We start from the raw sequence: 13,939 nt of genomic DNA, 5'->3' as shown, positions 1-13,939 counted from the left end.
TGCCTTGCGAGCGGCCGGTACGCGCTGGGAATATCCGCATGCGACAAACATGGGACGCGGCGCCTACTTCTTTGCAGACGTCTTCTCGCCCGCCCCGCCCTTGCCTTCCGCCTCCAGCGCCGCGCGGACGCGCTTGAATTCGCTCAAGTCGGCCTTGTCGACTTCGGGGAATTTCAGGTCGAGCCCGTCGAGGGCGTTGACGATGGTCGAGCCGATCACGACGCGGGCGAACCATTTGTGGTCGGCCGGCACGATGTGCCAGGGCGCCTCTTTGGTTGCGGTGTGATGGATCATGTCCTGATAGGCGGCCTGATATTTGGCCCACAGCTTGCGCTCGGCGACGTCGGCCATCGAGAACTTCCAGTTCTTGGCCGGCTCCTCGAGCCGGTCGAGGAAACGCTGGCGCTGCTCCTCCTTGGAGACGTTGAGGAAGAATTTCAGGATCACGGTGCCGTTGCGCGACAGATAGCGCTCGATCGACGCAATGTCCTCGAAGCGTTCGCGCCAGATGTCCTTGGTCACCAGCTTCTTCGGGATCTTCTGCTTGTCGAGCACTTCCGGATGCACCCGCACCACCAGGCACTCCTCGTAATAGGAGCGGTTGAAGATGCCGATGCGGCCGCGCTCCGGCAGCGCGATCATGGCGCGCCACATGAAGTCGTGGTCGAGCTCCCTGGTCGAAGGCTGCTTGAAGGAGGAAACCTCGCAGCCCTGCGGATTGACGCCCTCGAACACGCTCTTGATCGCGGAATCCTTGCCGGCGGCATCCATGCCCTGGAAGATCAGCAGCAGCGACCAGCGGTCCTGGGCGTAGAGCTTCTCCTGGAAGTCGTTGAGCCGCTTGCGGTTGGCCTCGATGATCTTGCCGCCGGCGTCCTTGTCGATGCCGCCCTTCTCGGCGGTCGGATACGATTTGAGGTGAAATTCGCCCGACCCGTCGAAGCGGAACGGCGCGACGAAGGGCTTCAGTTCATCGGCGAGCGACGGGGACGGTTTGTTGCTCATGGCTTCTCGACGGCTTGCGTGGCGATTTGATCCGGTCGATCACGCTACCAAGAATGCCCTTGGGCAGGAAGATGATGAACAGAACCAGCAGCACGCCATAGACCAGATTGTCCCAGCCGACCGCCTTGGTGCCGAAAGAGATGCGCAGCACCTCGGCCAGCACGATGGTGATGACGGCGCCGACCGTCGGTCCCAGCGCGACATAGACGCCGCCGACGATCGCCGCGAACACCATCTGCAGGGAGACCGCGATGCCGCTCACCGTGTCGGGCGAGATGAACATCTGGTACTGGCAGTAGAGCGCGCCCGACAGCGCGGTCATCAGCGCGCTGATCAGGGTGATCTTGAGCTTCTCGGCGGTGACGTTGACGCCCGCGGCGGCGGCGGCATCCTCGTCTTCCGAGATCGCCTCCATGGCATGGCGGATCATGCTGCGATCGATCGCGCGCCAGATCACGAGGCCGGCGAGCCAGACCGCGAGCGCGATCAGATACCAGGTGGTCTTCTCGTCGAATTGCAGCGCGAGCAGCCCCTTGCCGCTCGGGGCGCGCTGCGGGGTGTAGCCGAGCGAGCCGCCGGTATAGTCCCGGGTCGCGGTGATGACCTGCAGCACGATGCCCGACAGCGCCAGCGTCACCAGCACGAAATAATGCCCGGTGATGCGGAAGCGGAAGCAGGGATAGGCGACGACGAGCGCGAGCACGCCGGCGGTTACCATGCTGAGGGGAATGCCGATCCAGGGCAACACGCCGAGATGGTTCCACAGCAGCGCGGTGACATAGGCACCGATGCCCATGAAGCCGCCATGGCCGAGCGAGACCAGGCCGAAGCGCCCCATGATCGACCACGAGGTGTAGGCGAACGACCAGATCAGGATCAGCACCAGCACGTGCAGATGATAGGGATCGCGATGCACGAAGGGCACCGCGACGAGCGCGATCAGCGCGATGATCCAGCCGGCGGCTTGCCTGTTCACGAGCGCCTCGCCAGGAGGCCCGCGGGCCGGATGAACATCATGACGATGAAGAAGGCAAAGGCCAGCACGTAACCCCATTCGAGATCGGAGAACAGGCCGCCGAGCGAGATGATCTCGGCGAACACGAAGGCGGCGATGAAGCCGCCGATGAAATTGCCGAGCCCGCCGAGCACGCAGATCAGGAAGGTGATCGGCCCGAATGACAGGCCGACGAACGGATGCACGTCATATTGCAGCACCAGGAGGCAGGCGGCGAGGCCGGCGAGCCCGCCGCCGATCGCCGAGGTGACGAGATAGATGCGCTTGGGATCGACGCCCATCAGCGGCATGATCTGGCGGTCCTGCGCGATGGCGCGGATCGCGGTGCCGGTGAAGGTGCGGGTCAGGAACAGATAGACGCCGATCATGCCGAGCAGCGCGGCGGCGAACGACAGCAATCGCGCGTAGCTGAAATTCATCTCGCCGAGTGCGAGCACCGGCAGGCGGATGCCGAGATTGCGGAAGTCGATGCCGAAGGCGACGGTGGCAAAGCTCTGCAGGATGAACAGCACGCCGCCGGTGGCGAGCAGCTGGTTGATCGGCGGAGCGGTCAGGAGCGGGGCGATCACGAAGAAATGCAGCGCGGCGCCGAGCAGCGCCACCAGCAGGATCACCAGCGGCGCCGCCGCCCAGTATGGCAGGCCGTAATACTGCACGAGATAGTACATGCCGTACATGCCGATCATCACGAGCTCGGCGTAGCAGATCCAGGTTACGTCGATGACGCCGAAGATCAGGTTGAGCCCGAGCGCAAGCAGCGCCAGCACGCCACCGAGCAGGATGCCGTTGATGACGGCCTCCAGCAGGTAGATGTCGAAGATGTCGAGGAAGGATTGCATGGTGGCTCCGCCTTAGACCGAGGCGTCGTCATCTGGCCGAACTCGAACTAGCGCAACCGTCATCCTGAGGTGCGAGCGGAGCGAGCCTCGAAGGATGCACGGCCCGTCTGTGGCCGATTCATCCTTCGAGGCGCGCAAGAGCGCGCACCTCCCGAGCGAACGCAAACGCGTTCGTCCGGGGATGACGGGGAAATATGTGAGTGCGCTTGCTCGATTCACGATCATTACCCCCTCACACCCCCAAATACGCCTGCTTGATGGTGTCGCTCGCCGCGAGCTCCGCCGCTGACCCGGCGGCGCGGATGCTGCCGGCTTCCAGCAGATAGGCGCGGTCGACCACGCGCAGCACCTGCTGCACGTTCTGCTCGACGATCAGCACCGTCAGCCCGCTTGAGCGGATGCGCTTGACGAGCTCGAACACCTGCTGCACCACGACCGGCGCGAGGCCAGCCGACGGCTCGTCGAGCAGCAGCAGTTTCGGGTTCGACATCAGCGCACGGCCGATCGCGCACATCTGCTGCTCGCCGCCCGACATCGTCCCGGCCATCTGGTGCTGGCGCTCCTTCATGCGCGGAAACAGCTCGAACACGAAGTCGAGCCGCTCGGCGTAATGCGCGCGGGCACCGGGCATGTAGGCGCCCATCTTCAGGTTGTCGGCGACGGTGAGCCGGGGAAACAACCGGCGATTTTCCGGCACATGCGCGATCCCGAGGCTGACGATGCGATGCGGAGGTGTCGCGATGACGTTCACGCCTTCCATCGCGATCGTGCCCCTGATCGGGCGGATCAACCCTGAGATCACCCGCATCAGGGTGGTCTTGCCGGCGCCGTTCGGGCCGATCACGCCGACCGCTTCGCCCGCCTTGACGTCGAGACTGACGTCGAACAGCGCCTGGAAGCTGCCATAGCCCGCGTCGATCGATTTCAATTCCAGCATGCGCTCACGCCCCGATCCGGCGCCGCGCCTGGGCTGCGGCCGCGGCTGCGAGGCTCGCATCCGCATCGGTGCCGAGATAGACCTCGATCACTCTTGCGTCGCCGGCGACATCGGCCGGCAGGCCCTCGGCGATCTTCTCGCCGTGATCGAGCACCATCACGCGATCGACCACGCGCATCAATACGCCCATGATGTGCTCGACCCAGATGATGGTGATGCCGAGCTCGTCGCGGATCCGGCGCAGCATGTCGGCGGCCTGGTCCATCTCGGCCTCGTCAAGGCCGCCAAGGCTCTCATCCGCGAGCAACAGCTTCGGGCCGGTGGCGAGCGCCTTGGCGAGCTCGAGCTTCTTCAACCCGGCGGCGCCCAGGCCCTCGACGCTGGCGTGACGATCGGTCGGCAGCCCGACCATCGCGAGCGCCCGCTCGGCCGCCTCCTCGGCCTTGCCGCGGCTGTGGCGGCCCTGGCCGTAGAAGCCGGCGAGCACGACGTTCTCGAAGATGCTGAGGCGATGGAACGGCCGCGGGATCTGGAAGGTTCGGCCGATGCCACGGTTGATGATCCGGTGCGGGGCGAGCCCCGCGATCTCGTGGCCGTCGAACAGGATCGAGCCGGAGGTCGGCGGCAAGGTGCCCGACAGCATGTTGAAGATCGTGCTCTTGCCGGAGCCGTTCGGGCCGATCAGGCCGAGGATCTCGCCCTGCTCGACGCGGAACGACACGTTGTTGACGGCACGAAAGCCGCCAAACCGCTTGACCAGGCCTTCGACGGCGAGCACGGCAGTTCCCTTCGCGAGCGAGCTATTTGTAGCTGTAGGTGGTGCCGGCCGGCAGCGGCAGCTCGGTCTCGCGCTGCATCTGGCTCTTCGGCCACACCACATAGGATTTGTCGTCGATATATTGCAGCACCACCGGGAACGAGCGCGCGTTCTGCCCGGCATACTGCTCTCCCTCGCCGTAGAACTTCACGCCGTAGCCGAGCATGGTGCCGCCCTCGGGTATGTCGGTGTCGAGCGCGGCCTTGCGCAGCGCATCCGGATCGACGCCGCCATACTTCTTGATCGCGCGCGGCAAGACGTCGTCGAGGAAGACATAGGCGTTGGCCGCGCCGATGCCGACATGGGCGGATCGGATCGGCACGCCGGGCTTCAGCCGGTCAAACTCCTCGCCGACCATCTTGATGACCGGCGGCAGCTTGGGATCCATGTTCTTCTGGTTGGCAAGCCAGATCGAGATCGGGTCGGTGTTGAAGAGATAGTTGGCGTCGGTGCCGAGCCCTTCCTTCAGCTTTTCGTAGACGCCGTAGCCCGCGCCATGGCCGACAATGGCGCCGAACTTCAATCCCTGCTCGCGGGCCTGGCGGAACAGCAGGGTAATGTCCGGATTGTAGCCGGTGTGGAAGATCACGTCGGGCTTGGCGCGCTTCAGCTTGGTCACCAGCGCCGACAGATCGGGCGCGGTCGCCGAATAACCCTCCTTGAGCACGATGTTGAAGCCGGCCTTCTTGGCGCCGGCCTCATTGCCCTTGGAGACGTCGACGCCATAGGCGCCGTCCTCATGGATGATGGCGACGCGGAGATCCTTCGGCTCCTTGCCGAACTTGGACATGGAGTATTGCGCGATGAAGTCGGTCGTCATCATGCCGTACTGGTTGCCGGCGGCCTGCGGACGGAACACGTATTTGTAGTTCTTGCCGTCGAACACGCCGGAGGAAATGCAGGTCGTGATCCACATGAACTTCTTCATCTGCTCGACCCGCGCCGACACCGGCACGCATTGCGCCGAGGAGAAGAAGCCCATCACCATGTCGACCTTTTCCTGCTCGAGCAGGCGGACGGCCTCGTTGATCGCGATGTCGGGTTTGCTCTGCGCGTCGGCATAGACGGCCTCGACCTTGTAACCCTCGACGCCGGTCTTGGCGTAATGGTCGAGCATGATCTTGACGCCGGTGTATTGCAGCTCGGAGCCGCCGCCGGCCAGCGGGCCGGTCAAATCGAAGATCACGCCGATCTTGATCTTCTTGTCCTGCGCATGCGCTGCATTGGCCACAGCAAGCGCCGCAAGCGCGACAGATAGACCCGCAAGCCAGCGGGCAGCCCTCCTGACCGGCATGAATCCCTCCCCAGAGATTGTGCACTGCATTTTTTGTTGTCGTGCGACCCTATCACAGGGGGAGCGGCCGATGATGTCAAGCGCGATGGCTGCGTCCGCACCGCGCAGGCTTGCGCAAGGTTTCGGCGGAACGGTGCCGACGCGCGGCGCTCGGGCGTGCGCTTGGCCGCGGCAATTTATCCGCGGGGCCGTTCCATGCCGGCCCGTTTGATGGCCGTGAGCAAAATATCGCTGTCCGAGACAAGAAAATCGATCAGGCGCTTGGCTGCTTCCGGCGCTTGCGCGTCGCTGACGATCGCGGCCGTGAAGGTCTGGGACCAGCTGGAGATCTGGCGGCAGCAGGCCGACAACTTCGATGCCGCTCTCCTGAACCAGTTCGCTGGTCGGGCCGATCGAGAGATTTGCCTTGCCTGCTCTCAGCGCTTCGGCCGCCTCGGTTCCGCGTGTCTCGAGGGTGAGCCTGACCGTGTCCGGCAAGTTCAACCTGGGGAAAACCTTGTCGCGGACGTACTGTCCGCTCGTGCTGCTCGGCGCCACCACCTCGCCGACGTCGATCAAAGCCTGCCTGAGCGCGACATCATTGCCGATGTCCGGCCTGGATGAGCCCGCCCGAACCGCCGCGGCCAAAGGTGCGGTCGCCAGTCCGACTTCCGATCCCACACGAATTCGGCCATCTTCGATCAGACTTCGAAGTCCCTCACGCGAAAGGATAACCACGTCCGCTTTGGTGCCGTTCGCGAGCTGGTGCCTGATCGTCTTCGGACCAGTGCCCTCCGACGCGCCAGATCCAGTCTCCACCCTGATGCCCGTGCTCCGCTCGAATTCAGGCAGCACGTCTCGGTAGACCGCGGCGAAGCCACCCGAAATGATGACCTTGATCGTTTTAGGACCGTCGGCGATTGCCGGTGTCAATGCGGCGGCAGCGGTGGCTTGACCGGTCATTGCGCATTCCTTTGCCTAGGCCGGCAGCTGCGTCTCGATGAACGCGGTGACGAAGCGCGGCATTGCCGGAGTGAGATCGGCGCGGCTGCGCACCAGATGGATGCCGGCAAGCTCGGGATTTGCCTGGCGCGCGAGATTGGCCTCGATCCGCGCCCGCAACGCGTCACCAGGCATATCGACGCGCAGGATCTGCATCATTGCAAGCGCAGGCCCGGTGTAGATGCAGTGCCAGTCGGCGTCGCCGCGGCAATCCGACGGCAACAGTCCCGTCTCCTCCTCGAGCTCGCGCATCACGCTGCCGGCGATATCGACCGTGTCGCCCCTAATATCGTCGAGGTCGGGCGTGCCGGAGGGAAAATAGATGCGTCCGGCATTCGCGGTCTGCTCGCCCATCACCCCGCACACGAAGGCGCCGTCGCTGGCGAGCAGCGCCCCCATGCCGAAACCGTTGAACACCTCGTGGTCCGGAAAGCCCCAGTCGCGCCAGGCGAGGAAGCTCGCGAAATCGGTCTCGAAATAGCTCGCGCTAAGCCGCTCGCCGGCGAAGACCGGATCGCGCCCGAGCAGCACGCGGCCGTTCCACAGGTTCGGGTTCAGCCGCTGCTGCTCGGCGAAATGCGCGTCGATCTCGGCGCGCCGCTCGTCCGCGAACGGCCAGGGACGCCGCTGCAAGGCAAGGTCGAGCGCGGTGACACGACAAATGAGCGGAGACTGCATGTCCGTACGCGTTTACTTTCCGCTTCCGGTGGTCTTCTTGGCCTGATCGACGAACTTGTTGGTGTAGGTCTTGGTGACGTCGATGCCGGCCTTCGCGACATCGGGTGACCCTTCGCTGAACACCGCGAGCACAGCTTCCGCGCCTTTGGGGTCCATCTTGCCGGTTTCCGAATACATCGGAATCGTGTTCTTCAGCGCGGCGAGATACTGCGCCCTGTTCTTGCCGACGATCTCATCCGGCATCTTGGCCATGATGTCCTCGGCGCTGTGCGAATGGATCCACGCCAGCGTCGCCATGATCGCGTTGGTCAGCGCCTGCACCTCCTTCTCGTGGCCGTTGACCCAGGCCGCGGTCGAATACAGGGCGCCGCCGGGATATTCGCCGCCGAACACTGCAAGCGTATCGTGCTGGGTGCGGGTGTCGCTGAGAATTTTGAGGTCCTTGTAGCTGCCCTGCAGCACGGTGACGGCAGGATCGAGCATCACGGCGGCGTCGATCTGGCCCTGCTCCATCGCCGCCACCGCAGTGGCGCCGAGGCCGACGCCGATCACGGCGGTGCCCGTAGGATCGAGGCCGTTCTTCTTCAAGAGATATTTCAGGAAGAAATCGGTCGAGGAGCCCGGCGCGCTGACGCCGACCTTCTTGCCGGCGAGATCCTTGATCGAGTTGATCTCGCCGGTGTGCTTCGGAGACACCACCAGCACGAGGCCGGGATAGCGGTCATAGACCACGAAGGCCTGCAGCTCCTGCTTCTTGGCCGCAAGATTGACGCAGTGGTCGAAATAGCCGGAGACGACGTCGGCGCTGCCGCCGAGCACGGCCTTGAGCGCATCCGAGCCGCCCTTGAGGTCGACCAGTTCGACCGCGAGCCCGGCCTTGTCGTATTCGCCGAGTTGCTTGGCCAGCACGGTGGGCAGATAGCACAGGCAAGCGCCGCCCCCGACCGCGATGGTGATCTTGCTTTGCGCCGCGGCAAGGCCCGTGGACAGGGTCAGCGCCAGCAGCATTCCGGCAAGCTTGCCAAGCAGTTTGTTCATGACGTCCTCCGTTCGACTGGCCGGCAAGATAGAGGAGCCGGCAGGCCTTGAGAAGGCGACTTTCCGACAGCTGGTCAAGCCTGCGGGGGCGGCATAGCATCGCGGATACAAGAAAACGCAGAAGAAGCGCCAAAACCATAAGCACCAAGAATACTTCAAGGGAAACATCAAGGGAGGTCTTCATGAATCGTATTGCAACCGCGCTGTCGATCGCTACCGCCTTTGCCGCGGGCTGTGGCATCACCCATTTGCTGCGGCCGGCGCTCGCCGCCGAAAACATCACGGCGCAGGTCATCCACACCGGCGAGATGGAGGGCGACAAGCTCGGCGACGCCAACAAGGTCGGCTTCCGTTCCAAGATGTTCGTCTCCGCCGACGGCGCCACCGTCTCTATCCAGGACGGCAATGTGCCGAAGCACATGCATCCCAACACCAACGAGATGCAGTTCGTCCTCGAAGGCACCGGCACGGTCTGGCTCGGCGACAAGGAAGTGACGGTGAAGCCGGGCGACCTGATCGTGATCCCGAAGGGCACGCCGCATGGCGGCACCAAGCCGAACGGCCGCGCCATCAAGGCCATCGCGATCAAGACGCCGCCGCAGGCGCCGGATGATACCAAGCTGCTGGATTGATTACGGCCATCCTCAACGTCATTGCGAGCGAAGCGAAGGCAATCCATCTCTCCGGATAGGCGGACCCATGGATTGCTTCGTCGCTTCGTTCCTCGCAATGACGAAAGTCGCGCGCGCCAGCGCCGGTTCCATGACATGACACTTGACAGATAATTCACTTGCCTCAAGTTCGTTCGCTCCATAGGATGACAATCGTCATTTCATAGAAAGCTAGACCCATGAGCCTGGACGATCACCCCACGGTCAGGGCTGTGCGCGCTCGCAGCAGCGAACCGGTCCGCGACGTCCCGGTTTCATCGGAACTGATCAAGGATATCGCGCGGCGATGCGGAGCTGATGATGTCGGCATCATCGAGTTCGAACGGGCCGCCATCGCGCCGCAGCGGGACTTCATTCGCAAGGTCTATGGCCGGACGCGCTCCCTGCTCGCGATCGTCTGCCACATGAACCGCGAGCCGGTGCGCTCGCCCTCGCGCTCGGTCGCCAACGAGGAATTCCACAGCACCTACGATCACGTCAACGAAACCGCGCGCGCCATCGTTCGCGCGCTCGACGAGCACGGCATCCCGGCCTGCAACTCGGTTGCCGCGTTCCCGATGGAGATGGATCTGCCGAGGATCATGATGGTTCAGCACAAGCCGATCGCGGTGGAGGCCGGTCTCGGCCGCATGGGAATCCATCGCAGCGTCATCCACCCGAAATTCGGCAGCTTCGTCCTGCTCGGCACCATCCTGCTCGGATGCGAGGTCGACGCCCATGACCATCCGATCGACTACAATCCCTGCCTGGAGTGCAAATTGTGCGTCGCCGCCTGCCCGGTCGGCGCCATCAAGCCCGACGGCGGCTTCGACTTCCTGTCCTGCCACACCCACAACTATCACGACTTTCTCGGCAACTTCTCGCAATGGGTGGAGAAGGTCGCGGATGCAAAGGACGCAAGGGATTATCGTGCCCGCGTTCCCCGCACCGAGACGCTAAACATCTGGCAATCGCTGTCGTTCAAGCCTGGCTACAAGGCGGCCTATTGCATTTCGGCCTGCCCGGCCGGCGAAGACGTGATCGGCCCCTTCCTCCACGATCGCGACGCCCACTTCTCCGATGTGGTGCAGCCGCTGATCGACAAGGACGAGTTCGTCTACGTGATCCCGGATACCGACGCCGAGGACACGGTGACGCGGCGCTTTCCGCACAAAAAGCTTCAGCATGTCACGTCCGGCCGCCATACCGGCAGCCTGCAGGCCTATATCTTTTCGCTCTCGCTCGGATTCCAGCGCGGCAGGGCCCGAGGTCTGGATTTCGTGACGCATCTGCGCTTCACCGGCACGAGCGCGCTGGACATGACCGTTGCGATCAAGGGCAAAGATCTCCAGGTGGTGCCGGGACGGCATGTCGGAGAGGCGGCTCTGACCATCACCGCCGATTCCCAGGCCTGGCTGCGCGTGCAGAACCGCGACCTCGAACTGGCCGACGCGATTGCCGCGAAGCTGGTGAGCTACAGCGACGAAGCATTGTTCGCCGCCTACATGCGGTGCTTCCCGCTCTGAGCCGCAGCGTAGATGCGTCGGGTGGCTTACGCCTTCGGCTATCCCACCCTACGCATCCTACTGCGCTGCTTCCTATTGCGCGGAATAGACCAGCTGTTCGAGATCGGCAATCAACCCCGGCCCGGTCGGCTGCCATCCAAGCTTCCTGCGCGTCTGCTCGCTGGAAGCCGCCATGTCGTATGCCGCGAACGTGCCGAGCCAGCCAAAGAAGGCTTGCGCCTCTTGCGGGGCGATGGATTTGACCGGCAGCTTCAGCCGCCGTCCGATCGTTTCGGCAATATCGCGCATCGAGACCCCCTCTTCCGCGACGGCATGATACCTCGCGTTCGGCTCAGCCTTTTCGATGGCCAGCCGGTAGAGACGCGCCACGTCGAGAACATGCGCCGCCGGCCAACGATTTTGCCCGTCGCCGAGATAGGCGCACACGCCCTTTTCGCGGTACACCGCGATCAAGGGGGTGATGAGACCCTGCCTGACAGGATCGTGAACCTGGGGAAGACGCATGGCCGACGCGCGGACGCCGTTCCGCGCCCCGCCGTGATACGCACCGCAACCTGGGATATCGTCGCCTGGAATCGGGCCGCGACCGTGATGCTGACGGACTACGGATCGCTGCCGCCGCGCGAGCGCAACGTGCTGCGCTTCATGTTCCTCGATCCGCGCGTCCGCGCGGCACAACATGACTGGGCCAGCGTGGCGCGCTTCGTGGTCGGCGCCTTCAGGGTGGACGCGGCACGTGCCGGTGCCGCAGCCGAGGTGCAGCCGTTCGTCGACGAGCTCTGCCGGCTCAGTCCGGAATTCGCGGCGCTGTGGCGCGACAACGACGTGCGAACGCACGGCGAAGGCGTCAAGCAGCTTCGGCATCCGATCCTGGGCCCGGTCAAGTTCGAATATTCGGCGTTCGCGGTCGACGGCCGGCCCGACCTCAGCATGATCGTCTACAATCCGATCGACCCCGAGGTGGCGGAGAAGATTCGCGGGTTGATGAACGCCGCACCGGCGAAATGAACGGACATATCGTCGGCGCCGTTCACGAAGCGAAACGCGAATTGAAGCGCTCCTTTGATGCGACCTATGGTATAGTGCCCCACTACCGAGCCAACGGTGGATGGGAGAAGATTGCCACATGAAAGCCTCGTCACTTTGCGTCGCAGGCCTAGCTGTCGCAATCGTTTCGATTGCATCTGCGAATGCTGAGAACAAGCGCAAGGTCATCACGCAGGCCGCCGCGGAAACGCACCCGTCTGGTTGCTCCGTCACCAGCAGCTGGCCCAATCCGGCGCCGGTGCCGTGCGCGCCACGTCTCGTCCAACGTTTCCACAGCTACAACGAATGCCGGGAATTCCTGCTCAAGTTAGGCCATGATAGCTGGGGCACCTCATGGTGGTGCACCAGTCAAGGATACAAGACCTGATCCTTTCGCGTCTTGAATGCGGAGAGGCCACCAACGCTGGGGGCCTCTTTCGTTCCGGACGCGCCAAGCTTGTGCCCTAGTCCCGCGTCACCGGCGTCGGCCGCCACACCAGCAGCCGATTCTCGACCATCGTCACGCCCATGTCGATCAGGATGACGAAGGCCGACAGCACGAACATGCCTGCGAACACGCCGGCGACGTCGAAGACGCCCTCGGCCTGCTGGATCAGGTAGCCGAGGCCGGCGGCGGAGCCGAGATATTCGCCGACCACCGCGCCGACCACCGCAAAGCCGACCGAGGTGTGCAGCGAGGAGAACATCCAGGACAGCGCCGACGGCCAGTAGACGTGGCGCATCAGCTGCCGCTCGTTCATGCCGAGCATGCGGCCATTGTCGAGCACCGTGGTCGGTACTTCCTTGACGCCCTGGTAGACGTTGAAGAACACGATGAAGAACACCAGGGTCACGCCGAGCGCGACCTTGGACCAGACGCCGAGCCCGAACCACAGCGCAAAGATCGGCGCCAGCACCACGCGCGGCAACGCGTTGACCATTTTCACATAGGGATCGAACACCGCGGCGACGCGCGGCTGGCGCGCGAACCAGAAGCCGACCAGAATGCCGCCGGCCGAGCCGATCACGAAGGCGAGGATGGATTCCCACAGCGTGATCGCGAGATGCTTCCAAATCACCCCGGTCGAGAACCATTTCACGATTTGGCTGAAGACGTCGACCGGATTGGAGAAGAAGAACGGCGGCAGCAGCACCTTGCCGAACACCGGCACGGTGGAGAAGAGCTGCCACAGTACCAGCGTGACGACGGCAACGAGAACCTGCAGGGACAGCAGCGTGACGCGCGACATCAGGCAGCTCCCGCCTGCGTCGACTGGACATAGCCCTTCATCACCTCGTCCTTCAGCACGCCCCATATCTCGCGGTGCAGGGCATGGAAATCATTCTCCATCCGGACCTCGGCGATGTCGCGCGGCCGCGGCAGCGTGACGCGCCAGTCGCCGATGATGCGCGCGGAAGGACCGGCCGACATGATCACGACGCGATCGGCCAGCGCGATCGCCTCCTCGAGATCGTGGGTAACGAACAGCACCGCCTTGCGGTCGGCGCTCCACAATTCCAGCAGCAGATTGCCCATGATCTGCCGGGTCTGGGCGTCCAGCGGTCCGAACGGCTCATCCATCAGCAGGATCTTCGGATCGCGGATCAGGACCTGCGCCAGCGCAACACGCTTGCGCTGGCCGCCCGACAGCATGTGCGGATAGCGATTGGCGAAGGCGCCGAGCCCGACCGAGGTCAGCCATTTCTGTGCGCGCGCGAGCGCCTCGGCGCGCGGCGTGCCTGATATCTCGAGCCCGATCGCGACATTGTCGATCGCGGTCTTCCAGGGGAACAGTGCATCGGCCTGGAACAGGTAGCCGGCATCACGGTTGAGGCCGCTCAGCGGCTTGTCGAAGATCCTTGCCGTTCCGGCCGCGGGCTTGAGCAGCCCGGCCGTGACATTAAGTAGCGTCGATTTCCCGCATCCAGTCGGTCCGACAATGGCGACGAACTCGCCATGATCAACCGAAAGATTGGCCTGTTCGACCGCGGTATAGACGCGTCCATCCGCCAACCGAAACGCCACCGTCGCACTGTCAAGCGCGACCGCCGTCGGCTCCGTCATCGCCTCGCATCCCTCCCGAACTTTCCGAGATGGCTTAGCGGTTCGGGCGGGCAAGTCAACGCAGGAAG

At 63.9% G+C, this 13,939-nt stretch carries 12 protein-coding genes and 3 pseudogenes; 3 read left to right on the top strand and 12 right to left on the bottom strand.

The genetic code is table 11. From position 1 onward, the window contains the following. Positions 1-63 precede the first annotated feature (63 nt). The 9 genes and pseudogenes from ACVIYL_RS21265 to ACVIYL_RS21225 form a co-directional block, all read right to left on the bottom strand. Entirely contained in the window at positions 64-1,005 is a 942-nt protein-coding gene (locus ACVIYL_RS21265) for a polyphosphate kinase 2 family protein (protein WP_253607626.1), read from the bottom strand. Next, positions 971-1,981 (bottom strand): branched-chain amino acid ABC transporter permease, encoded by a 1,011-nt coding sequence (locus ACVIYL_RS21260; RefSeq protein WP_456779607.1) that lies wholly within the window; start codon positions 1,979-1,981, stop codon positions 971-973. The genes ACVIYL_RS21265 and ACVIYL_RS21260 overlap by 35 nt, the downstream gene beginning before the upstream one ends. Continuing rightward, positions 1,978-2,859, bottom strand: a complete 882-nt coding sequence (locus ACVIYL_RS21255; protein ID WP_057015074.1) for a branched-chain amino acid ABC transporter permease — start codon at positions 2,857-2,859, stop codon at positions 1,978-1,980. The genes ACVIYL_RS21260 and ACVIYL_RS21255 overlap by 4 nt, the downstream gene beginning before the upstream one ends. Before the next feature lie 232 nt (positions 2,860-3,091). Continuing rightward, positions 3,092-3,796, bottom strand: a complete 705-nt coding sequence (locus ACVIYL_RS21250; protein WP_253607624.1) for an ABC transporter ATP-binding protein — start codon at positions 3,794-3,796, stop codon at positions 3,092-3,094. A gap of 4 nt (positions 3,797-3,800) precedes the next feature. Continuing rightward, positions 3,801-4,574: an ABC transporter ATP-binding protein gene (locus tag ACVIYL_RS21245; RefSeq protein WP_050385458.1), complete on the bottom strand. Its 774-nt coding sequence runs from the start codon at positions 4,572-4,574 to the stop codon at positions 3,801-3,803. Positions 4,575-4,596: 22 nt separating this feature from the next. After that, entirely contained in the window at positions 4,597-5,907 is a 1,311-nt protein-coding gene (locus ACVIYL_RS21240; protein WP_057015073.1) for an ABC transporter substrate-binding protein, read from the bottom strand. 378 nt (positions 5,908-6,285) lie between these two features. Further along, positions 6,286-6,849: pseudogene (locus ACVIYL_RS21235) on the bottom strand (substrate-binding domain-containing protein); the annotation flags it as partial. A gap of 15 nt (positions 6,850-6,864) precedes the next feature. Next, a complete protein-coding gene (locus ACVIYL_RS21230; protein WP_438073271.1) occupies positions 6,865-7,566 on the bottom strand; it encodes an NUDIX hydrolase in 702 nt (233 codons plus the stop codon). A 12-nt stretch (positions 7,567-7,578) separates the two neighbouring features. After that, complete coding sequence (locus ACVIYL_RS21225) at positions 7,579-8,604, bottom strand: ABC transporter substrate-binding protein (protein ID WP_456779606.1); 1,026 nt, start codon at positions 8,602-8,604, stop codon at positions 7,579-7,581. Between the two features lie 182 nt (positions 8,605-8,786). On the opposite strand from ACVIYL_RS21225, the gene ACVIYL_RS21220 reads away from it, so the two are divergent. Together ACVIYL_RS21220 and ACVIYL_RS21215 are read left to right on the top strand one after the other, a co-directional pair. Further along, positions 8,787-9,236, top strand: a complete 450-nt coding sequence (locus ACVIYL_RS21220; protein WP_225162591.1) for a cupin domain-containing protein — start codon at positions 8,787-8,789, stop codon at positions 9,234-9,236. Positions 9,237-9,454: 218 nt separating this feature from the next. Continuing rightward, positions 9,455-10,780: a 4Fe-4S binding protein gene (locus tag ACVIYL_RS21215; RefSeq protein WP_456779605.1), complete on the top strand. Its 1,326-nt coding sequence runs from the start codon at positions 9,455-9,457 to the stop codon at positions 10,778-10,780. A gap of 72 nt (positions 10,781-10,852) precedes the next feature. Here the strand turns inward: ACVIYL_RS21215 and ACVIYL_RS21210 are convergent. Then, a pseudogene (locus tag ACVIYL_RS21210) lies at positions 10,853-11,302 on the bottom strand (NAD-dependent epimerase/dehydratase family protein); the annotation flags it as partial. Between the two features lie 3 nt (positions 11,303-11,305). On the opposite strand from ACVIYL_RS21210, the pseudogene ACVIYL_RS21205 reads away from it, so the two are divergent. After that, a pseudogene (locus tag ACVIYL_RS21205) lies at positions 11,306-11,788 on the top strand (MmyB family transcriptional regulator); the annotation flags it as partial. Between the two features lie 482 nt (positions 11,789-12,270). Here ACVIYL_RS21205 and ACVIYL_RS21200 read toward each other — a convergent pair. Both ACVIYL_RS21200 and ACVIYL_RS21195 read right to left on the bottom strand, forming a co-directional pair. After that, on the bottom strand, positions 12,271-13,056 hold the full coding sequence (locus tag ACVIYL_RS21200; protein ID WP_456779604.1) for an ABC transporter permease: 786 nt from the start codon (positions 13,054-13,056) through the stop codon (positions 12,271-12,273). Beyond that, positions 13,056-13,871: an ABC transporter ATP-binding protein gene (locus ACVIYL_RS21195; protein WP_456779603.1), complete on the bottom strand. Its 816-nt coding sequence runs from the start codon at positions 13,869-13,871 to the stop codon at positions 13,056-13,058. Before ACVIYL_RS21195 ends, ACVIYL_RS21200 begins: the two co-directional genes overlap by 1 nt. Positions 13,872-13,939 lie beyond the last annotated feature (68 nt).

This window comes from Bradyrhizobium sp. USDA 3315, assembly GCF_054056795.1.
The sequence above is the reverse complement of the archived record's forward strand: the minus strand, read 5'-3'. Positions and strand labels throughout refer to the sequence as shown.